This is a genomic window from Patulibacter sp. (assembly GCF_030655195.1).
Lineage (GTDB): Bacteria > Actinomycetota > Thermoleophilia > Solirubrobacterales > Solirubrobacteraceae > Patulibacter.
In genome coordinates, this window is sequence record NZ_JAURWA010000120.1 from 1 (window position 1) to 20,801 (window position 20,801).

General features: G+C 74.1%; 17 protein-coding genes and 1 pseudogene. 14 read left to right on the forward strand and 4 right to left on the reverse strand.

Annotated elements, in window-relative coordinates; translation table 11 throughout:
- On the reverse strand, positions 1 to 1,088 hold a 1,088-nt coding region (locus Q7T67_RS13295; protein ID WP_304790267.1), incomplete at its 3' end, for a YihY/virulence factor BrkB family protein.
- A 198-nt stretch (positions 1,089 to 1,286) separates the two neighbouring features.
- Positions 1,287 to 1,994, reverse strand: coding sequence for a hypothetical protein (locus tag Q7T67_RS13300; protein WP_304790269.1), 708 nt, complete (start codon positions 1,992 to 1,994; stop codon positions 1,287 to 1,289).
- A gap of 81 nt (positions 1,995 to 2,075) precedes the next feature.
- On the opposite strand from Q7T67_RS13300, the gene hrcA reads away from it, so the two are divergent.
- The 6 genes from hrcA to era all read left to right on the forward strand — a co-directional run bounded on the left by hrcA (position 2,076) and on the right by era (position 8,454).
- Positions 2,076 to 3,098: a heat-inducible transcriptional repressor HrcA gene (gene hrcA / locus Q7T67_RS13305; RefSeq protein WP_304790272.1), complete on the forward strand. Its 1,023-nt coding sequence runs from the start codon at positions 2,076 to 2,078 to the stop codon at positions 3,096 to 3,098.
- The gene (dnaJ, locus tag Q7T67_RS13310; RefSeq protein ID WP_304790275.1) at positions 3,095 to 4,240 is read left to right on the forward strand and encodes a molecular chaperone DnaJ; all 1,146 of its coding nucleotides are present in this window, start codon (positions 3,095 to 3,097) and stop codon (positions 4,238 to 4,240) included. Before hrcA ends, dnaJ begins: the two co-directional genes overlap by 4 nt.
- Entirely contained in the window at positions 4,237 to 5,172 is a 936-nt protein-coding gene (locus Q7T67_RS13315) for a 50S ribosomal protein L11 methyltransferase (RefSeq protein WP_304790278.1), read from the forward strand. The genes dnaJ and Q7T67_RS13315 overlap by 4 nt, the downstream gene beginning before the upstream one ends.
- 717 nt (positions 5,173 to 5,889) lie before the next feature.
- Entirely contained in the window at positions 5,890 to 6,870 is a 981-nt protein-coding gene (locus tag Q7T67_RS13320) for a PhoH family protein (protein WP_304790281.1), read from the forward strand.
- On the forward strand, positions 6,867 to 7,379 hold the full coding sequence (ybeY, locus tag Q7T67_RS13325; RefSeq protein WP_304790284.1) for an rRNA maturation RNase YbeY: 513 nt from the start codon (positions 6,867 to 6,869) through the stop codon (positions 7,377 to 7,379). Before Q7T67_RS13320 ends, ybeY begins: the two co-directional genes overlap by 4 nt.
- Before the next feature lie 67 nt (positions 7,380 to 7,446).
- On the forward strand, positions 7,447 to 8,454 hold the full coding sequence (gene era / locus Q7T67_RS13330; RefSeq protein WP_304790287.1) for a GTPase Era: 1,008 nt from the start codon (positions 7,447 to 7,449) through the stop codon (positions 8,452 to 8,454).
- A 78-nt stretch (positions 8,455 to 8,532) separates the two neighbouring features.
- On the opposite strand, the gene Q7T67_RS13335 is transcribed toward era, so the two are convergent.
- On the reverse strand, positions 8,533 to 10,662 hold the full coding sequence (locus Q7T67_RS13335; protein WP_304790291.1) for a hypothetical protein: 2,130 nt from the start codon (positions 10,660 to 10,662) through the stop codon (positions 8,533 to 8,535).
- Between the two features lie 169 nt (positions 10,663 to 10,831).
- Between Q7T67_RS13335 and hisIE the strand changes: the two genes are divergently transcribed.
- Entirely contained in the window at positions 10,832 to 11,503 is a 672-nt protein-coding gene (gene hisIE, locus Q7T67_RS13340; RefSeq protein ID WP_304790294.1) for a bifunctional phosphoribosyl-AMP cyclohydrolase/phosphoribosyl-ATP diphosphatase HisIE, read from the forward strand.
- 100 nt (positions 11,504 to 11,603) lie between these two features.
- On the opposite strand, the gene Q7T67_RS13345 is transcribed toward hisIE, so the two are convergent.
- Positions 11,604 to 13,058, reverse strand: coding sequence for a hypothetical protein (locus Q7T67_RS13345; protein WP_304790297.1), 1,455 nt, complete (start codon positions 13,056 to 13,058; stop codon positions 11,604 to 11,606).
- A 288-nt stretch (positions 13,059 to 13,346) separates the two neighbouring features.
- On the opposite strand from Q7T67_RS13345, the gene Q7T67_RS13350 reads away from it, so the two are divergent.
- The 7 genes and pseudogenes from Q7T67_RS13350 (at position 13,347) to trpA (ending at position 20,785) form a co-directional block, all read left to right on the forward strand.
- Positions 13,347 to 14,891, forward strand: coding sequence for an anthranilate synthase component I family protein (locus Q7T67_RS13350; RefSeq protein ID WP_304790300.1), 1,545 nt, complete (start codon positions 13,347 to 13,349; stop codon positions 14,889 to 14,891).
- A gap of 47 nt (positions 14,892 to 14,938) precedes the next feature.
- Positions 14,939 to 15,535 carry an aminodeoxychorismate/anthranilate synthase component II gene (locus tag Q7T67_RS13355; RefSeq protein ID WP_304790303.1) on the forward strand — a complete coding sequence of 199 codons (597 nt, stop codon included), beginning with the start codon at positions 14,939 to 14,941 and terminating at the stop codon, positions 15,533 to 15,535.
- Positions 15,536 to 15,705: 170 nt separating this feature from the next.
- A complete protein-coding gene (gene trpD / locus Q7T67_RS13360; protein WP_304790305.1) occupies positions 15,706 to 16,746 on the forward strand; it encodes an anthranilate phosphoribosyltransferase in 1,041 nt (346 codons plus the stop codon).
- Complete coding sequence (trpC, locus tag Q7T67_RS13365) at positions 16,743 to 17,531, forward strand: indole-3-glycerol phosphate synthase TrpC (protein WP_304790308.1); 789 nt, start codon at positions 16,743 to 16,745, stop codon at positions 17,529 to 17,531. The genes trpD and trpC overlap by 4 nt, the downstream gene beginning before the upstream one ends.
- Before the next feature lie 292 nt (positions 17,532 to 17,823).
- Positions 17,824 to 18,456 (forward strand): annotated as a pseudogene (locus Q7T67_RS13370) (phosphoribosylanthranilate isomerase); the annotation flags it as partial.
- A 167-nt stretch (positions 18,457 to 18,623) separates the two neighbouring features.
- Positions 18,624 to 19,940: a tryptophan synthase subunit beta gene (gene trpB / locus Q7T67_RS13375; protein ID WP_304790314.1), complete on the forward strand. Its 1,317-nt coding sequence runs from the start codon at positions 18,624 to 18,626 to the stop codon at positions 19,938 to 19,940.
- Positions 19,937 to 20,785, forward strand: a complete 849-nt coding sequence (gene trpA / locus Q7T67_RS13380; protein ID WP_304790316.1) for a tryptophan synthase subunit alpha — start codon at positions 19,937 to 19,939, stop codon at positions 20,783 to 20,785. The genes trpB and trpA overlap by 4 nt, the downstream gene beginning before the upstream one ends.
- The last annotated feature ends 16 nt before the right edge of the window (positions 20,786 to 20,801 follow it).

A 20,801-nucleotide genomic window follows, 5' to 3' on the forward strand; every position in this document is an offset into this window, starting at 1 on the left:
GACGGGTCCGCGTCGCGGTCCTCCGGCGCGTCGGACCGCCCCGCTCCCTCGTCGCCCGCCGGCGGGCCGCCGTCGACGTAGGGCTCGTCCGCGACGCCGGTCGCGGACGAGCCGGGCGCGTCGGCCGCCCGTGCGGCCGCCCTGGCCCGGCGGCGGCGACGCCAGCGCGTCCGCCGCTCGTCCCGCTCGCCCTCGACCGGGGGACCCTCGCTGTTCCCGCCGTCGGCGGCGCCCGCCCCCTCGTCGGCGGCCTCGAGCATCCGCTGCCGGGTGATCGCGGCGTTGAGCTCGGCGCCGAGCAGCAGCGAGCAGCTCGAGAACCAGAGCCACAGCACGACCACGATCGCGCCCGTGAACGCCCCGTAGAGCGCACCGATGTTCACGACGTTGGAGATGTACTCCGACAGGCCGTAGGACACCAGCAGCCACGCGACGACGCCCAGCGCCGCCCCGGGCGTGACGAGGTGGAACGCCTTGTGCTTGAGGTCGGGCGTCACGTAGTAGACGAAGGAGAAGCCCAGCAGCGCGCTCGCGACGGCGGCGGGCCAGCGCAGGACGCTCCAGACCGCCGCGGCGTTCTCGTCCGCCCCGACCAGGCGCAGGAGCTCCTCGGCCAGTCCGCGGCCGACGACGACGAAGATGAGCGTCGACAGCACGAGGGCCAGCAGCGCGAAGGTCGAGAACACGTCGACGAGCTTGCGGCGGAAGAAGCTGCGGCCGCTGTCGACCTCGAAGACGACGTTCAGGGCCCGGCGCATCGACTCCAGGACGCCGGTGGTGCCGAAGAACGCGAGGAAGATCGACAGGAACAGCCCGGTCGTCGCCGTGCTCTTGTTGCGGAAGGCGTCGCGCAGCGACTCGTCGATCGGGCGCACCACGGAGGGCGGGGCGACGTCGTTGAGGTACCGCACGATCGCGTCGTAGGTCCGGGGGTACTCGCCCACGAGGCCGAGGATCGACAGCGCCAGCAGGATCGCCGGGAACAGCGACATCAGGCTGTAGTAGGTGATCGCAGCGGCGTGCTGCGTCATCTGGTCGTCGTAGAACGAGACGACGGTGCGTTTGGTGATGGCCCAGGGTCGACGCATGTCCGGCGGGCAGGAGCTTGACGACCCCGGGGTCCCGGAGCGCCGCGACCCCCGCGACCTCCAGCCCCTACCCCTCCCGGCCGGTCGCCACGGACGGGTCGACGGATCGCCGTCGGCCGGGCGCTGCGTCTGTCGGTCGATCGCCTCCTCGTCGGCCACGACCGACCGGGCGGCGGATCGGACGGCCCGGCGCGACCCTCAGCGCCGCAGCAGCAGCCCGCCGACCGTCGCGACGAGCGCCGGGGGCGCCAGCAGCTCGGCGAGGAACGTCGCCGGCGCCGCCGCGTCGGTCAGGAGCCGCTGCCCGTCCGCCGCGTCGATCCCGCCCCGCCACACGAGCCACGCGACCGCGACGAGGGCCAGCAGCGCGAGCGCCGCGGGCAGGTCCTGGTGGTCGACCTTCGAGGGCAGCAGGCCGATGCTCGCGCTGAGCGCCACGAGGACCCAGAGGACCCCGCCGACGTCGACCGGCCGGTCCAGCAGGGCGGCCGGCAGCTCGTGCGGCGCGTCGCCGAGCGCCACGCCGGGGACCAGCGCGCACCCCGCGGCGTAGACGACCGCCGGCACGAGGACCAGCGGGGCGAGGCCCACGAGCGCACGGCCGACCGGGCCGCCCAGCACCGGCAGCCGGGACGGGTGCCAGCGGACCTCGCCGAGCAGGACCCCGCCGCCGCGCATCGGCTCGGGGCGGAACGGCACGAAGCGCACGACCCGGCCGCCCAGCAGCGTCGCCACCGCGGCGTGCGAGGCCTCGTGCAGCGTCACGCCCGGTGCCAGCAGCGTCCAGGTGGCCCAGCGACGCGGCCGTCCGGCGCGGACCGCGTCGCCGACGAGGCCGTCGAGCAGGCGCCGGCCCAGCACGTACAGGCAGACGAGCTCGAGGGCGATCAGGGCGAGGACGACCATCACCGACGACGATGGCAGCCGATCCTGAGGATTCCCCCGTGCCCGGCACCGGCCGGGAGTCCGGCTACCCTGGGGAGGACGATGCTCACCCCACGGCAGGAGCTGGTTCTCGGCAAGGTCGTGGCCCGCTTCCGGGAGACGGGCCAGCCGGTCGGCTCGAAGATCCTCTCGTCCGACCCCGAGCTCGAGTTCGGGCCGTCGACGATCCGCTCCGAGCTCTCGCAGCTCGAGGACCTCGGCCTGCTGGACCACCCGCACACCTCCGCCGGGCGCGTCCCGACGGACCGCGGGCACCGCTACTTCGTCGACCACCTGCTGCCGGTGGTGGCGAGTGGCCCGTCGGTCGAGCTCGGTCTCGTGCAGCGCGAGGTCGACGAGGCGATGCGCGTCACCAGCGAGACGCTCTCCGCGGTCACCGACCTCCTGGCCGTCGTCACCGCACCGCCGATCGCCACCGCGACGGTCCGCCACGTCGAGGTCCTGCTGCTGCAGCCCAATGCCGTGATGGTCGTCGTGATCACCTCGGCCGGCGAGGTCGCCAAGCGCGTCGTCTCGTTCCCCGCCCCGGTCGACCCGGGCCTGGCGAACTGGGCGAAGGAGTACCTCAACGAGCGCCTGGCGGGCATCGGCCTGGGCGCGCGCATGCTGCGCGCCCGGCTGGACGATCCCGGCCTGGGCCCGTCCGAGCTGCGCTTCCTGGACGCCCTGCGCCCCGCGTTCGAGGGCCTGGGGGCCACGGGCGGCGCGGGCGGCGGGGTCTACGTCTCCGGTGCCGCGCGGCTGATGCAGAGCACCCGTTCGACCGAGGTCGCGCACCTCGACGCGCTGGTCGACGAGCTCGAGCGGCGGGCCACGCTGCTGGGGCTCCTGCGCCACGCGCTGGGCGGTCCGGACGTCGTCGTGCGCATCGGGGCCGAGAACCCGATCCCGGCTCTGCGATCATTGACGGTCGTCGCCGCGGGGTACGGACCCCCGCAGCGCAAGCTGGGCAGCGTGTCCGTCATCGGCCCGGTGCGGATGGACTACCCGCAGGCCATCCGCGCGGTGCGGGACGTCGCCTTCCAGCTGTCGCGATATGTCGAGGAGCTGTACGAGAACGAATGAGCCAGACCGTGCCACGTGACCCCTACGAGGTGCTCGGCGTCTCCCGTGACGCGGACGAGGCCCAGATCAAGAAGGCCTTCCGCAAGGCGGCGCGCACGCTGCACCCCGACGTCAACCCGGACGACCCGGAGGCGCAGGACCGCTTCCGCGAGGTCGCCGAGGCCTACGAGATCCTCTCCGACGCCGACCGGCGCTCGACCTTCGACCGCTACGGCCACGACGGCCTGAAGCAGCGCGGGATGGGTGGCGGGGCCGGTGGCTTCGAGGGCTTCGGGTCGATGCAGGACCTCTTCGGACAGGTCTTCGGCCAGGCGTTCGGTGGCGGCGCCGCCCCGGGCGGTCCCCGGGCCGGCGGCGACCTGCTCGTCGAGACCGAGCTGACGCTGAAGCAGGCGCTGACCGGCGCCCGCGTCGAGGTCGAGTACGAGGTCGTCGCGCGCTGCGAGACCTGCACGGGCAGCGGCGCGAAGCCGGGCTCGAAGACGAAGACCTGCGCCCAGTGCGGCGGCCACGGCGTCGTCGACCGGATCAGCCGCACCCCGTTCGGCGAGATGGTCCGCCGCGTCTCCTGCGACGCGTGCGGCGGCCGGGGCCGGGTCCCCGAGGACCCCTGCGACGACTGCGACGGCCAGGGCCTGAAGCCGACGAAGCGCACGCTCGAGGTCGACGTCCCGGCCGGCATCGCCGACGGCCAGCGGATCCGCCTGAGCGGGCGCGGCCACGGCGGCGAGCCGGGCGCCCCGGACGGCGACCTCTACGTCTCGGTCACCGTCATGCCCGACAAGCGCTTCGTGCGCGAGGGCGACGACCTGATCACGGTCGTCCCGGTCTCCGCGCCGCGCGCCGCCCTCGGTGAGCACGTCACCGTCGAGATGCTCGACGAGCCGCTCGAGGTCGAGATCCCCGCCGGCACCCAGCCGGGCAAGACGATCACCCTGCGCGGCCGCGGCATGCCGCGCGTGGGCGGCGGACGCCGCGGCGACCTCCACGTCGTCGTCGACGTCGCGATCCCCAAGCGCCTGAACGAGCGCCAGCGCGAGCTGCTCCGCGAGCTGGCCGACTCGCTGGACGAGAGCCAGACCGCCGACGCCGACGAGTCGGTCGTCGGGCGCCTGCGTCGCCTCTGGCGCAAGTCCGCGTGATCCGGCTGGCGTTCCGGGTCCGGGCCGCGGACGCCGAGATCGTCCTCGCCGAGCTCATGGACCTGGCACCCACGGGCGTCGAGGAGACCGACCTCGGCGACACGATCGAGTACGCGATCTACGGCGCCGAGGGCGAGCTTCCCTCGCTCCCGGCCGTGCGCGCGCTGGTCGGCGACGCGCTCGTCGAGGTCGTCTCGGAGGAGGTCGCGGACGACTGGGCCGACCGCTGGCGCGCCTTCCACGAGCCGATCCTCATCAAGGACCGCCTCTACGTCCGCCCGCCGTGGTGCGACCCGCACCCGGACCTCTCCGTCGCCGAGCTGATCGTCGACCCCGGGCAGGCGTTCGGCACGGGCGCCCATGCGACCACCCGTCTCTGCCTCGAGCTGCTCGTCGAGCTGACGGACCGCCGGGTGGCCGAGGGCGGGGCACCCGGCGGCGGCGCGAGCACCTCCGGCGGGGGTGGCGAAGGTGCCGGGACCGACGGCGGGGGTGCGCCGCCGCTCCTCGGTCCGGTCCTCGACCTCGGCTCGGGCTCCGGCGTCCTGGCCGCCGCTGCAGCCCAGCTGGGCTGGGGCCCGGTCCACGGCGTCGACAACGAGATCGCCTCCGTCGCCGCGACGCTCGAGAACGCCGCGGCCAACGGCGTGACGGTCACCGCCGACCGCTTCGACCTCCTCCGCGACGGCGCGACCGCGATGCCGGACCCGGACGGCCCGGCGCCGCTCGTCCTGGCCAACCTGCTGCGCCCGCTGCTCCTCCGCGTCGCCGCGGACGGCTTCCAGGGCGCCCCGCCGCACCACCTGATCGGCTCGGGCCTCCTGGTCCACGAGTGCGACGGCGTCGCCGCGGCCTTCGCCCGCATCGGCCTGGTCGAGGCCGAGCGCCGCACGCACGGCGACTGGGCCGCGCTGCTGCTGCGCCGGGCGTAGGCGGGGGGCGGGGCCGGCCTGGGGTCGGGGGGCCGGGGCGGGCCCCGACCGAGGGCGGGCTCGGAGGCGATCGTCACCGCGCGGGGGGCGTGCGTCATCCGCCAATCGCGCCGGCCGCAGTCGTCGGTTGGCAGGAGACGCAGGCAGAGCGTGCGTGATCCGCCGCTCGCCGACGCCCGACTCCCGGGTTGGCGGGTGATGCATGCTCAAGCGAGCGATCCGTCACCCGCCCCGGCCGCATCCGGGGTGTCCGGTCGGGTGCCCGGGGTGTCGTGGTCTCAGTCTCGTCGCCGTCGGTGTCGAGATCGCGACCAGGCTCGCCGCGCCCGGGGTCGCCGCTGCGGGTGGTCTCGATTCCATCGCCCACGGCGTCGACATCGCGACCAGGTCCGCTGCGCCCGGGGTCGCCGGTGGGCTGGTCTCGGTTCTATCGCCCACGGCGTCGACATCGCGACCAGGCCTCGTCCGACCCCCTCGCCGACCGCGCCCTCGCCGATCCGCCCTCGACCCGGCGACCGACCCGTCCCGGACTCGAACCGCCTGCACCCGCGGACGGCCGCGGCGACCCGGCGATCCGTCCGAGGCAGGGGCGTATGATCGGAGACGCATGAACGCCATCGCGGCAGGCCCGTCCGGGCCTCGCACCTCCGGCCCCGCCGGTCGTGCGCGCCGCGGACCATCCACACCAGGGAGAACGTTCTGAGGCGACGGCTCGAAGTGCCGTATGAGGTCGCCGTTCAGCTCAGCGACGCCGGCGAGGCCGGCTTGCGCGCACTGGGGAAGCACGTCGACTGCGACGTCTTCCTGCGCGGCAACCTGCTGACGCTCGACGGTGATGCGGAGGCGGTCGCCCAGGCCGCCACCGTGGTCCGGGAACTCATCACGCTGTCCTCGCGCGGGCACACGCTGGACGCGGGGACCATCCCCGCCGTCGGCTCCGCGCTCGGCGCCCACCAGGAACCGGCGGAGGTCCTGACGGACGTCGTCTGGCAGAACCCCGCACGCGACGTCCGCGTGGCGCCCAAGACGGCGCTGCAGAAGGAGTACGTCGACGCGATCCGGAACAACACCGTGACGTTCGGGATCGGTCCGGCCGGCACCGGCAAGACGTTCCTGGCGGTCGCGGCCGCCGCGGACGCCTTGGCGCGCCACGACGTCAAACGGATCATCCTCACTCGGCCGGCGGTCGAGGCGGGGGAGCAGCTCGGCTTCCTGCCCGGCGACCTCATGCAGAAGATCGACCCGTACCTGCGGCCGCTCTTCGACGCCCTGCACGACATGCTCGACCCCGAGCGCGTCACCGCGTACATGGAGAACGGCGTGATCGAGGTCGCGCCGCTGGCCTTCATGCGCGGCCGCACCCTCAACGACGCGTTCATCATCCTCGACGAGGCGCAGAACACCACGCCCGAGCAGATGAAGATGTTCCTGACGCGCCTGGGCTACCGGTCGAAGATGGTCATCACCGGCGACATCACGCAGGTCGACCTGCCGCGCGAGCAGCGCTCCGGTCTGGTCGCCGTCACCGAGGTCCTCGAGGACGTCGAGAACGTCGAGTTCGTCCGCTTCGCGCGGCGCGACGTCGTCCGCAACGACCTGGTCCAGAAGATCGTCCAGGCGTACGAGAACCACGCCGAGAGCCAGGCGCCGGAGCTGCGCCCCGCCGACGGCCGGCGGCAGGAGCGCCGCCCGGCGTGAGCGACCCCGACTCCGAGACCGCCGGGGGCCCGGACCCCCGGGTCGCGGAGTCGGGCGAGCACGCCCTCGAGATCGAGCTCGAGGTCGACCACGAGGGCTTCTCCGAGGACGAGCTACCCGACGGGATGCCGACGGGGCAGGACTTGCGGGAGCTCGTCGAGACCGCCGCGGCCTCGGCCGGGGTCACCGACGGCCACGTCGCGATCACGATCCTCGAGCCCGGGGCGATCCACGCGCTGAACCTCGAGCACCGGGGCAAGGACAAGCCCACCGACGTGCTGTCGTTCCCGATCGACGGGGCCGGTCCGGTGGCCGGGCCGCGCGAGATCGGGGACGTCGTGATCTGCCCCGAGCACACGGTCAGCATGCGGGAGGCCGTCGTTCACGGCATCCTCCACCTCGTGGGCTTCGATCACGAGACCGATACCGGCGAGATGCTCGCCGTCCAGGGACAGATCCTGTCCTGGCTGCCGGCGTCCGCCGGCCCGACGGCTGGGACCGCGGCTTGACCATCCGTGCCGACGTCCTGTCCGGCCTCCGGGCCGACACGCCCGCCGCCGCGGGTGCGGTCGCCCGATGAGCCCCGAGGACGACGGGCGGGCGGGACCCGGGGCGTACGGCCCCGACGACGGCGTCGAGCTGCCCGTCCCGGTCTTCGACCCCGACGAGCAGCCGCTCACCGACCCCGACCTGGATCCGGACGCCAAGCGCTCGGGCTTCGTCGCGTTCGCCGGCCGCCCGAACGCCGGCAAGTCGACGCTGACCAACGCCCTTGTCGGCGCGAAGGTCGCGATCACCTCGGACAAGCCGCAGACGACGCGCCGCGCGATCCGGGGCGTGCTCACCCGCGAGGACGCGCAGATCGTCCTCGTCGACCTGCCCGGCGTGCAGAAGCCCAAGGATTCCCTGACCGGCCGCATGCAGCGCCGCGTGGACTCCGAGATCCGCGAGGCCGACGTCACGCTCCTGGTCCTCAACGGCGAGGAGGGCGTCGGTCCCGGCGACCGCTACATCGCCTCGCAGCTGCGCGAGACGCGCGGCACGACCGTCATCGCCGTCAACAAGGTCGACCGCCTCAACCGCGCCGAGACGATGTCGGTGCTCGTCGCCGCGGCCGAGCTCGAGATCGGCGAGGACGTCTTCCCGATCTCCGCCAAGTCGGGCATCGGCGTCCAGCCGCTGCTGGAGCACCTCGTCGGCCTGCTGCCGAAGGGCCCGTTCTACTTCCCCGTCGACGAGAGCTCCGACCAGCCGCAGCACGTGCTGCTCGCCGAGCTGGTCCGCGAGCAGATCCTGCGGAGGACCTTCCAGGAGGTCCCGCACGCCGTCGAGGTGCAGATCGAGGAGATCGAGAAGCCCGGCAAGGACCTCCACGTCATCGTCGCCAACGCCTGGGTCGAGTCGCCGTCCCAGAAGGGCATCCTGATCGGCGCCGGCGGCAAGATGGTCCGCACCATCGGCACCGCCGCCCGCAAGGAGCTCGAGCGCGAGCTCGGCACCCGCGTGCACCTCGACCTCCAGGTCAAGGTCCGCCGCAACTGGCGCTCCGACGACACGCTGCTGGACCGCCTCGAGATCGACTAGGGGGAAGGGCGCGGGCCCCGCCCCGAGCGTCTCGGGCCGGACCGCATCTTTGTTCGGCAGGGCTCGGGGCACCCGCCGTCAGTCGGCGTCCGGCCGGATCACCCGCGTGATCGCCGTGCGCTTGGTGACCCGCAGGCGGATCGTCGCCTGGCTGCCCGGGTGCGGGAGGGTCGACCGGGCGCCGGGCCGCGAGCGGGTGAGGATGCCGCCCGGGGTCAGGCCCATCAGGCCGACGTGCATGGTGGCGCCGCCGGCGGAGCGGACGACGTAGTCCTGCCCGCGGGAGCAGCCCGGCAGGCGGCCGCGCCTGGGCAGTCCCAGCGTCCCGGGACCGCAGCGCACGACGCCGCCCCGGCCGGTGCTGGGCAGGCGCAGCTGGACCTCGACGTCGCGGCGCGGGTCGACGAGGTAGGTCGTGACGATCCGGTCGGGCTCGAAGCGGTGCGTGACCCGCACGACGGTCTCGCCGAGAGCCGCACGCCCCGTGTAGGCGTTGGGATCGGCCCGGGCCTGCCGCAGCGCGAGGGTGCCGACCTGGGTGGGGCCGGGCTGGGTGTCGACGAGGGTCTGGCCGCCGGCGACCAGGCGCATGCCGAGCGACCCCTGGCCGCCGCCGCCCAGCGCGATCAGGCCCTCCCCGCGCGAGTTCAGCAGCCACGCGGGCTCGAGGCCACCGCCGGTCGGGATCGCGGTGGGGGAGAGCGAGGTGGAGTACCGGGGCCCGTTGACGGTCAGACGGCGGAACTCCGGGTCGAACCGCGTCAGCAGCGGTGCCTTCGCCGAGAGCGGCGGGACCAGCCGACCGCGGCAGGCGCAGCCCGCGGCCCACTCGGCGACGGTGGCCGCCAGGCGCACGCTGGCGGTCGTGCGGTTGTTGCGGACGCCGGCGAACCGCGACGGGAAGTCGAACGAGGTGGCGGGCAGCAGCACGCTGCCCGCGTCGGCGGCCCAGCGACGGAAGAGCTCCTCGCCGCGGCTGATCAGCCGGTCGCCCTCGGCCTGGTCCCGGCCGATCAGGCCGGTCCCGCCGAGGACGCCGTTGGCGGTGCCGTCCAGCGCCAGCGCCCAGTACTGGCGCAGGTGCAGCCGCGACCCGGCCTTGCCGGTCTCCCAGTTCAGGTAGCCCGACGGCGTCCAGTCCGCCTCGACCGTGTGGGCGGCCCAGGCGCGCATCGTCGCCCGGTCCTGCTCGTCCAGCGGCGCCATCCCGGCGGCCACGGCCTCGTCGTAGTACCGCAGGGCGCCCGTGACGATCGACGCGTACTCGACGGTGTCGCTCTTGTTCAGGGTCGTCTGGGCGTCCGCCTCGGGCTGGTAGAAGAACCCGTTGCCGCTGCTGAGGTTGGGTCGCCCGCCCTCGACGGTCGGCTCGTGCGCGTGGTCGACGAACCACTGCAGCTGCTGCCGGTAGTCGTCGACCAGCAGCTTCGGGTCGTTGGAGACGGTGGCCGCGGCGGCGTAGAGGTCGGCGTTCCAGTTGATCTGGTTCAGCAGCCGCGCCGGCGCGCGGAACGCGTCCGACGAGGCCACCGCGACGACCTCGGTGCGGATCGCGTCGCGGGCGGTGCCGGAGAGCTCGGTCTGCTCCCGCGCCTGCCACGCCAAGCGCAGGCCCCGGGCGACCGTGGCGTCGATGCTGGGGTGCTGGTTGACGATCCTCGCGGAGCTCTGGCGCCAGCCGGGGACGTGGATCGAGTTGTGGCGGGACGCGCCGAAGCGCTCGCCCTCGGCGGTCGCGATGTACGCCGGGCCGGTGAGGTAGGCGACGATCCGTCGGACCCGCGCGTCGTGGCGGGCCGGGCCGCGGTGACCGGCCAGCGCCGCGGCGGCGTGCAGGCGCAGCAGCTCGGCGTTCAACCGCGTGCTGACCCGGCCGCCGGGGGACACGTAGGCGCCGAGCTTCTCGTCCCACAGGCGGTCCAGCGGCATCGAGACGGCGTCCGGCACCGCCCACGCGTCCTCGTCGTCGGACACCGACAGCTCGCGCTCGGCCGCGCGGCCCGCGGCGTCGAACCGCGGGTCGGTGGGCACCTCGTCGAGGTCGCCGCGATCGTCGGCCTCGACGTCCGCCGGACCGGCGACGGTGGTCGTGGGGGGCGGCGACGGGCCACCGCCGTCCCCGAGCGCCACGAACGCCACCAGGGCGACCAGGAGCGCGGCGAGCACGCCGGCGGCGATGCGCCGCCGGACGTGCAGCGGGACCCTCATCGCGCAGCATCGTATGGATTCGACGCCCGGGAGCGCCGCACCACCGCCGCCGGGTCGGGCGACGACCGGTGGGCCCGGTGCGTCGCCGCGGTGGGCCTCGCCGCCCTCGTCGCCGTCGGCCGCCCCGGCCCGGCGGGCGCCTGCCCCGGCGCGCTGTCAGAATCGCCGCGTGCCCGTGCTGCCGGACCTGACCGACACCGTGCGCTTCGACGACGCCGGCCTCGTGCCGGTGGTGATCCAGGACTGGAGCACCGGCGAGGTGCTCACCCTGGCCTACGCCAACGACGAGGCGCTCCGCCTGACCCGCGAGACCGGCGAGCTGCACCTGTGGTCCCGCTCGAGGAACGAGCTCTGGCACAAGGGCGCGACGTCCGGCAACGTCCAGAAGGTCCGTGCGCTGCGGATCGACTGCGACCAGGACGCCGTCCTCGCCCTCGTCGAGCCCGCCGGCCCCGCGTGCCACACCGGGGCGCGCACCTGCTTCCACCCCGCCGGCGCTCCCGAGGGCCCCGCGGCCGACGACTGGGCCCCCGAGGGCGAGGGCGTGGGCGCCCTGCTGGCCCCGCACGAGGTGCTGCCCGATCTCGTCCGGGTGCTCGCCGACCGGCGCGTCAACGCGCCGGAGGGCTCCTACACCGCGCAGCTCCTCAACGACCGTGCCTTTGCCGGCGCGAAGGTCGAGGAGGAGGCGGAGGAGGTCTTCCGCGCCGCCCGCGAGGAGACCGACGACCGCGTCGACAACGAGGCCGCCGACGTCCTCTACCACCTGCTCGCGCTGCTCCAGGGCCGCGACCGCACCCTGGACGACGTGCTCGAGGTCCTGCGGCAGCGCCGGGCGTAAGGGCGCGCGGGCTCCGCGGAGCCCGCCCGACCCGACCCGCGCTCCGGCGGGCCCACGCCCGTCGGCCGTCCGCCCGGGCCGGGCGCGAGCCCGCCCCGCCCTACCGGGACGGGGCGGTCTTCAGCGACTGCAGGATCTGCGTGAGGACCGTCATCAGCGGCTTCGGCGTGCCGTCCGTGCGCAGGACGCCGGTGGTCCAGTTCAGGCACGCCGTCGTCCGGCCGCCGTCGCACTGCACGTCCTGGAGGAGGAACTGGCTCATCATCCGGACGCCCTTGAACTGGGCGGCGAGCCGGAACGCGTCGCCGACGAGCCGCGCCTGGTCGGGCTCGGACACCGCGCGGTGCGACCCGATGACCGTCGTGAAGTAGCCGTACTCCGTCAGGTACAGCTCGCTGCCGGCCCACGTGATCCGCTTGCGCGCCGCGAGCTTCGTCAGGAGCTGGTGCAGCTTCACCGTGTCGCCCAGGATCGCGTCGTCCGGGCGACCGGAGGCCGAGACGTTCGACGGGCCCGTCTCGAACGAGTAGGGGTGGTGCGCCCAACCGTCACCGGGCAGCGTCGTGAAGCCCTTGCAGCCGCCGGTCCGGATCGGCTTGAGCTTCGTGTCGACGCACGCCAGCTCGCGGATGAACTGCAGGGGCGGGACGCCGCCGTGCATGCCCGACAGCGCGTAGGAGCCGGTGCTGGACGTCGCGCCGATGAGGAACTTGGCGTCCGGGACGATCGCCTTCACCCGGGGGTAGGCGGCCAGCAGCATCCGCCGGTAGACCGCCGGGCTGGCGGGCGTGCGGCCCTTCTTCGTCTTCTTCCACTGCGGGGTCAGGAAGCCCTTGATGTTCGGCTCGTTCCACAGCGTGTAGGTGGAGACGGCCGGCAGGGGCTGCACGACCGGCTTGGCGGGTGCGGGCGCCGGCTTGGCGGCAGGTGCGGGCGCGGGCTGCGGGGCGGGCGCGAACCAGCCGTCGAAGAAGCCGCGGGTGCTCGCCCGCTGGGCGGGGGCCGCCGGGGTCGACGGCGTGGCCGACGCCGAGCCCGTGGTCGGGACGAAGTCGCCCTTGTACCGGCGGACGACGGCCTCGGCGAAGTCCGAGTACGCCGCGGGGTCGACGTTCTCGCGGGCCCGGATGCCCTGCGAGCCGACCGGCTCGGTGGTCGCCCAGTACGGCGCCCAGAAGCCGATGTCGATCATCGGCTCCATGCCGTGGGCCCGAACGGCGCGCACCGCGAGGTCCAGGCGGTCCCAGACCCCGGCGGGGTAGGACGCGGAGTTCTTGGCGTCGAAGATCGGCTGGGTGTCGCTCGCGGCGTCCGGCGCGATCTCCTGCCAGTTGGCGGTCAGGCGCACGTGCGTGAACCCGATCGACTCCATCTGGTCGAGCGACTTGTTCACCTTCGCGGCGTCGCCCGAGAGCATGAGGGCGTCGTCCTGCACCACGCTGTCGAGGGCGGACGCCGACGACGGCACGCCGGCGGCGACGGCGAGGAGCACGAGGAGGGAGAGGAGGAGGCGGGAGGCTGAGTGCATGAGGAGCAGCGCGGGACGACGGGACACGCTTCGTGGTGTTCCACGGCGCACACGGGCCCCGCGACGCGATTCGGCCGCCCCCGTGGACGAACGATCCATCGATTCCGTGGACCGATGGAGGCGGACCGCGGACCGTCGCCGTGGCGGATCGGGTGTTCCGCCGGCGGGTGACGCGGGGACCGCGCCGGGGCCCGCGACCCCGGGCGCTTCGCCCGCCCGCCCGGCCTGCGGGCCCGCCCACCGACGAGGCCCCCGTGCGTGCCTCCCGCCGAGGCGGCCCGTCGACCCCGGAGCATCCCTGGGAGAATCAGTGCCGTGCCCGCCGCGTCCGATCTCGCCGCCTCGCTGGCTCGCGCCGAGGCCCTCGGCCTGCGGCTGCGTCCCACCTTCGACGAGGCGCTGGCGCTCGCCGCCGACCACGACGTCGTCCCCGTCCTGGCGCAGACCATCGACGACGTCGAGACCCCGGTCTCCGCGTACCTCAAGCTGCGGGCCGCGCACCCGGGCGAGCCGTCCTTCCTGCTCGAGAGCGCCGAGCAGGGCCGCGTCGGCCGGTACTCGTTCCTCGGCGTCCGGCCCGCGCGCACGATCGAGTGGTCGCTCGGCGACCCCGGCGACCCCTACGCGATGGCGCGCGACGCGATCGGGCGCCGCAGGGTGGCCGAGGTCGAGGGGCTGCCGCCGTTCGTCGGCGGCGCGGTCGGCGTCTTCGCGTACGACCTCGTGCGGACCGTCGAGCCGCTCGGCGAGCCCAACGAGGACGTCCTCGGCACGCCGGACCTGGCGCTGCAGATCACGGACGCGATGGTCGTCTTCGACGGCCTCCTGCACACGATCACCGCGCTGGCGCCCCTGCACACGGGCGTCGACGGGGCGGCGCCCGGCGGCGAGCGTGCGCCGGAGGACGAGCTGGCCCGTCGCTACACCGCGGCCGCCGACCGGATCGTCGAGCTGCGCGAGGCGCTGCTGCAGCCGACGCCTCCCGGGCGCGACGCGTCCGCCGGCCCCCGCGACGCCCCGGAGTGGGTCTCCAACCACAGCCGCGAGCAGTTCGAGGCGATGGTCGCGCGGATCATCGAGTACGTCCGCGCCGGCGACGCGTTCCAGGTCGTCCCGTCGCAGCGCTGGTCCGCCGACCTGGGCATCGACCCGTTCTCGGTCTACCGCGGCCTGCGGGTGGTCAACCCGTCGCCGTACATGTACCACCTCGACTTCGGCGGCTGGCAGGTCGTCGGCGCCAGCCCCGAGCCGCTCGTGACCGTCCGTGGCGACCGGATCTCGATGCGGCCGATCGCAGGCACCCGCCCGCGCGGCGCGACGCCCGCGGAGGACGCCGAGAACGCCGCCGGGATGCTCGCCGACGAGAAGGAGCGCGCCGAGCACGTGATGCTCGTCGACCTCTCCCGCAACGACCTGGGCCGCGTCTGCGAGTACGGCACCGTCGAGGTCGACGAGCTGATGGTCGTCGAGACCTACTCGCACGTCCTGCACATCGTCTCCGCCGTCTCCGGCACCCTGCGGCCCGAGGTCGCGGCGACCGACGCGCTGCGCTCCGTCCTGCCCGCCGGGACGCTGTCGGGCGCGCCGAAGGTCCGCGCGATGCAGATCATCGACGAGCTCGAGCCCGTCAAGCGCGGCGGCTACGGCGGGGCCGTGGGCTACCTGGCGTGGTCCGGCGACCTGGACTCCTGCATCCACATCCGGACCGCCGTGTTCAAGGACGGCACCGCGCACGTGCAGGCCGGCGGCGGCACCGTCGCCGACGCGCTGCCGGAGTACGAGTACGAGGAGTCCGTCAACAAGTCCCGCGCGATCCGCCGCGCGGTCGAGGTCGCCCTCGAGCAGCCCGAGTGGGCGTAGGGCCCCCGGCCCCGCCCCGCCCGCCCGCCCCGCCTCCCGGATCCGCCATGACCTCCGTCCTCGTCATCGACAACTACGACTCCTTCACCTACAACCTCGTGCAGGAGCTCGGCGAGCTGGGGGCGGAGATCGAGGTCGTCCGCCACGACCGGGCCACCGTCGACGAGCTGCTCGGCGGCGAGGGGACCGGCCGGTCGCGCCCCGACCGCGTCGTCGTCTCGCCCGGACCGTGCACGCCCGACGACGCGGGCATCTCGCTCGAGGCCGTCCGGCGGTTCCCCGAGGCCGGGATCCCGCTCCTGGGCGTCTGCCTCGGCCATCAGGCGCTCGGCCAGGCCTTCGGCGGCACGGTGATCCGGCACGAGCCCGTCCACGGCAAGACCTGCCTGATCACCCACGACGGCCGCTCGATCTACGCCGGGCTGGACGACGAGGTCGAGGTCGGCCGCTACCACTCGCTCGTCCTCGACGAGGCCGCGTTGCCCGACTGCTTCGAGGTCACGGCGCGTGGCGGGGGCGTCATCCAGGGCGTGCGGCACAAGGAGTTGCCCGCCGAGGGCGTGCAGTTCCACCCCGAGTCCGTCCTGACCCCGCTGGGGATGGGCATGCTCGAGCGGTTCCTGCGGGACGGCATCGCCCGGTGACTCTGTGAGCGCGCCTCGCGGCGCCAGGAACCACCGGTCGGGCCCACGTGTAGGCCAGTACTACGTGGGCCCGACCGGCGGCCCCCGGCATCCACGATTCATCACTCACAGAGTCATCGGGTCGCTTCGCGCCCAATCCATTAACCTCCGCTGACCCTATGCCGCACCCGGTGCTCACGCCCGCGATCGAACGGGTCGCGTCCGGAGAGGATCTCGATCTCGAGGAGGCCCAACGGGTCCTCGAGGAGATCATGGCCGGCAACGCCTCGCACGTCGAGATCGCCGGCTTCCTGATCGCGCTGCGCACGAAGGGCGAGACCGCGGACGAGATCGCCGGTCTGGCCGCCGCGATGCGCGCCCGCGCCACGCTCGTCTCGACCTCGCGCGACGATCTGGTCGACATCGTCGGCACCGGCGGCGGCGCGCTGACGTTCAACGTCTCCACCACCGCCGCGTTCGTCATCGCCGGCGCCGGGTGCGCGGTGGCCAAGCACGGCAACCGCTCCGCGACGTCGAAGTCCGGCGCGGCGGACCTGCTCGAGGCCCTCGGGGCGTCGATCGAGCTGTCGCCCGAGCAGGTCGGCTCGGTCATCGACGAGCTCGGCTTCGGCTTCCTCTTCGCGCCGCGCCACCACTCCGCCACCAGGTTCGTCGTGCCGGTCCGCAAGGAGCTCGCGGTCCGGACGGTCTTCAACGTGCTCGGCCCGCTCACCAGCCCGGCCCAGGCCCGCCGGCAGGTCATCGGCGTGGGCTATCCGGGGATGATCGAGCGGATGGCCGACGCGGTGCACCGCCTGGGCACCGACCGCACGATGCTCGTGCGGTCCGAGGACGGGCTCGACGAGATCTCGATCGCCGCGCCGACCACGGTCTACGAGGTCACCCCCGAGGGCGTCCGGTCGTTCACCGTCTCGCCCGAGGAGCTCGGCGTCCGGGTCCACGCGCTCGACGAGGTCGTGGGCGCCAGCCCGGCCGAGAACGCGCTCGTCACCCGCCGCGTGCTGTCCGGCGACGTCGCCGACGGCACCTCCGCGGCGCTCGAGCTGGTCGTCGCCAACGCCGGCGCCGGCATCCTCGTCGGCGGCGGCGCCGACACCCTCGCCGACGGAGTCGAGCGCGCCCGCGAGGCGATCTCCTCCGGAGCGGCCCACTCCGTCATGGAGCACTTCGTGAAACGCACCACCGAACTGGTCGAGGGGTCTCCGGCATGACCATCATCGACGACATCGTCGACCGCACGAAGGTCGAGGTGAAGCGGCGCCGCAAGGAGCTGCCCGAGAAGGAGCTTCGTAAGCGGCTCGTCGGGCGCGAGGACGGCAGGCCGTTCGCCGAGGCCCTCGCCTCGCAGCCCGGCGTGTCCGTCATCGCCGAGCACAAGCGACGCGCCCCGTCCGCCAGCGAGCCGCTGCGCGAGGGCGCCGACCTCGCCGACATCGTCTCCGCCTACGAACGTGCCGGGGCGACCGCGCTGTCGGTCCTCACCGACGGCCCGTTCTTCGGCGGCGACCTCGAGGACCTCGCGACCGCCCGGTCGGTCAGCCGCCTGCCGATCCTGCGCAAGGACTTCATCGTCCACCCGTACCAGGTGGTCGAGACCGCGGTCTCGGGTGCCGACGCGATGCTGCTGATCGTCGCCGCGCTCGAGGACGACAAGCTCCTCAAGCTCTACCGCGAGGCCCACGAGCTGGACCTCGACGTCCTGGTCGAGGTCCACGACGAGGAGGAGCTCGAGCGCGCACTCGAGGTCGTCGACGCGGACCTCATCGGGATCAACAACCGCAACCTCAAGGACCTGACGGTCGACCTCGACACCACGTTCGAGCTGCTGTCGCAGATCCCGGCGGGCAAGATCGTCGTCTCCGAGTCGGGGATCTCGCACCACGAGCAGCTCGAGGAGCTCGAGCGGGTCGGCGTCGACGCCGTCCTCGTCGGGTCGCACCTGATGCGCCAGCCCGACGTCGAGGCGGGCGTGCGGGAGCTGCTGGGCACCGATTAGCGGGCGGCGCCAGGCGTCCGTGGACGCTTCGGATCTCGGCACGGGTCGCACTCGGCAGTGCGGGTGCACAGCTCTCGCACGACCCGCACCGACCTCCTCGGTCCACGAACACCTGGCATCCACCCGCGGGGTGGTCTCCTTTCGAAGGGCCTACGATGGACGGGTGCAGGACGATCAACAGGCACCCTCCGCGACGTCGCAGGCGGCCCGTGCGCGGCCCGTCCGCCCGGTGGCGCACGAGCGACGGGACACCGTCGCCGCGGCCCCCGAGGCGCCGGGCCCCAAGGCCGTGGTGCGCACGCGGATCAAGATCTGCGGGATCACCTCGCTCGAGGACGCCGAGTTCGCGGTCGACGCCGGGGCCTGGGCGATCGGCCTTATCCTCTGGCGCAAGTCCAAGCGCCGCTGCCGGATCGAGGAGGCCCAGCGGATCGGTGCGGCCGTCAAGCGCCGCGTCGAGGTCGTCGGCGTCTTCGTCAACGCGACGATGGACGAGGTCGCCCTCGCGGTCGACCAGTGCGGCCTGACGATCGTGCAGCTGCACGGCGACGAGGGCCCGTCCTACTGCGCCGAGGTCGGCCGCCGCACCGGGGCCAAGGTCATCAAGGCCGCCCGGGTGCGCAACGGGTCCGACGTCACTGCCCTGCGGCCGTTCCACACCGACTTCCACCTGCTCGACACGCACGTGCCCGGCGTCCAGGGCGGCACCGGTGAGACGTTCGACTGGGAGCTGGCCCGCGTCCGCCGCGCCGCACCGGGCGAGAAGCAGGCCCCGCTGATCCTCTCGGGCGGCCTGACCCCGGAGAACGTCGCCGAGGCCGTCCGCACCGCCCGGCCCTACGCCGTCGACGTCGCCTCCGGCACCGAGTCGGCCCCGGGTCGCAAGGACCACGACAAGATCACCGAGTTCGTCCGCCAGGTCCGCTTCGCGTTCACCGACGAGGTCCAGCCCGGCGACGCGGCGGACGATCCCGGGGCGACGGCGAACCAGGACGCGGGCGCGCCGCGTACCCCCGTCGACGGCCCCGGTGCCGCGGCCCAGGCCGCGGCCGCCGAGTCCGGCGCCGGCATCAACACCACGACGGAGACGACATGAGCACCGCGCACCGCCCCGAGATCGGCAGCGAGCGACGCTTCGGCCCCTACGGAGGACGCTACGTCCCCGAGTCGCTGCTGCCCGCCCTCGACGAGCTCGAGACGGTCTGGTCGGAGCTCCGCGACGACGCCGCGTTCAAGAGCGAGTTCCGCGGGCTCCTGCGCGACTACGTCGGTCGCCCGTCGCCGCTGTACCTGGCGCGGCGCCTCAGCGAGAAGGCCGGCCACGAGGTGTGGCTCAAGCGCGAGGACCTCAACCACACCGGCGCGCACAAGATCAACAACGCGCTGGGGCAGTGCCTGATCGCCAAGCGGATGGGCAAGCCGCGCGTGATCGCCGAGACCGGCGCCGGCCAGCACGGCGTGGCCACCGCGACCGCGGCCGCGCTCCTGGACCTCGAGTGCGTCATCTACATGGGCGTCGAGGACATCCGCCGCCAGATGCCCAACGTCCAGCGCATGCGGCTGCTCGGCACGACGGTCCAGCCCGTCGAGTCCGGCGCCCGCACCTTGAAGGAGGCCGTCTCGCAGGCCTTCCGCGACTGGGTCGCCAGCGTCGGGAACACCCACTACGTCATGGGCACCGCGGCCGGCGCCGCGCCGTTCCCCGCGATCGTGCGCGACCTGCAGCGGATCATCGGCGACGAGGCCCGGGAGCAGATCCTCGAGCAGGCCGGGCGGCTGCCCGACCGCGTCGTGGCGTGCGTCGGCGGCGGCTCCAACGCCATCGGCATCTTCACCGCGTTCCTCGACGACCCCGACGTCGCGCTCGTCGGCGTCGAGGCCGGCGGCCACGGGATCCTCTCCGGCTCCCACGGCGCGGTCCTCGCCAGCGGGGTCGACGCCGGGGTCCTGCACGGCTCCTACGGCCCGGTGATGCAGGACGCCCAGGGCCAGATCCTCGAGGCGCACTCCGTCTCCGCCGGACTGGACTACCCGGGCGTCGGGCCGCAGCACGCGTGGCTCCGCGACAGCGGCCGCGCGACGTACGTCCCGGTCGAGGACGACGACGCGGTCCGCGCCTTCCGCGAGGTCGCCCGCCTCGAGGGCATCATCCCCGCGCTGGAGACCAGCCACGCGCTGCACCACGTGCTCCACGTCCCGGCCCCCGAGGTCGAGATCGACCTCGTCTGCCTCTCCGGGCGCGGCGACAAGGACCTGTTCGAGGCGCTGGCCAAGCTCGAGGAGCTCGACGGCGACGCCGCGCTGGCCGCCGACGACGGCGAGCCGACGGTCGTCCCCACCGCGATCGGCGAGGACCCGCGCGCCGACGAGGACGGCGACGGCCCGCAGGGCGGGGAGGAGGTCCGGTGAGCACGGAGCCGACCGGCACGTCCACGTCGCGCGCGGGCGCGGGGGAGGAGCGCATCGCCGCCGCCTTCGCGAACCACGAGGGCACCGCCGCGCTGATGCCCTACATCATGGGCGGCTACCCCGACCTGGCGACCTCGCGCGAGGTCGCCCGCGCCTACGTCGACGGCGGCGCCGACCTCGTCGAGCTCGGGATCCCCTACAGCGACCCCCTGGCCGACGGCCCCGTCGTCCACGCCGCGGGCACCGACGCGCTGAACGCCGGCGTCACCGTCGACGACGTCTTCGCCCTCGGCGAGCAGCTCGCCGCCGACGTCCCGGTCGTCCTCATGACCTACGCCAACATCGTGCTGCGGCCCGGCATCGAGGTCTTCGCCGGACGTCTGCGCGACGCCGGCTTCTCGGGGCTGATCGTCCCGGACCTGCCGATCGGCGAGGACTCCGGCGACGTGGTCGACGCCTGCGACGCCGCCGGGATCGCGTTCGTGCCGCTGGTGGCCCCGTCGACCACCGAGGCGCGCGTCGCCGAGGTCCGATCCGCCGCCCGGGGGTTCCTCTACGCCGTCTCCGTCACGGGGACCACCGGCGAGCGCGCGTCGCTCTCGGACCAGTTCGAGGACGTCATCCGCCGCGCGAAGACCGCCGGCGCGGGTGCGGGCGCCGCCGCCGAGGTCCCCGTCGGCCTCGGGTTCGGCATCGCCAACGGGGAGCACGCCGCCCAGGCCGCGGCCGCCGGGGCGGACGGCGTGATCGTCGGCAGCCGCCTGGTGCGGGCCGCCGGCGAGGACGACCCGGTCGCCGCGGTCTCCGCCGTGATGGCCGACCTCGCGCGCGGCCTCGGGCGCTGAGCGGGCCGCCGCCGCG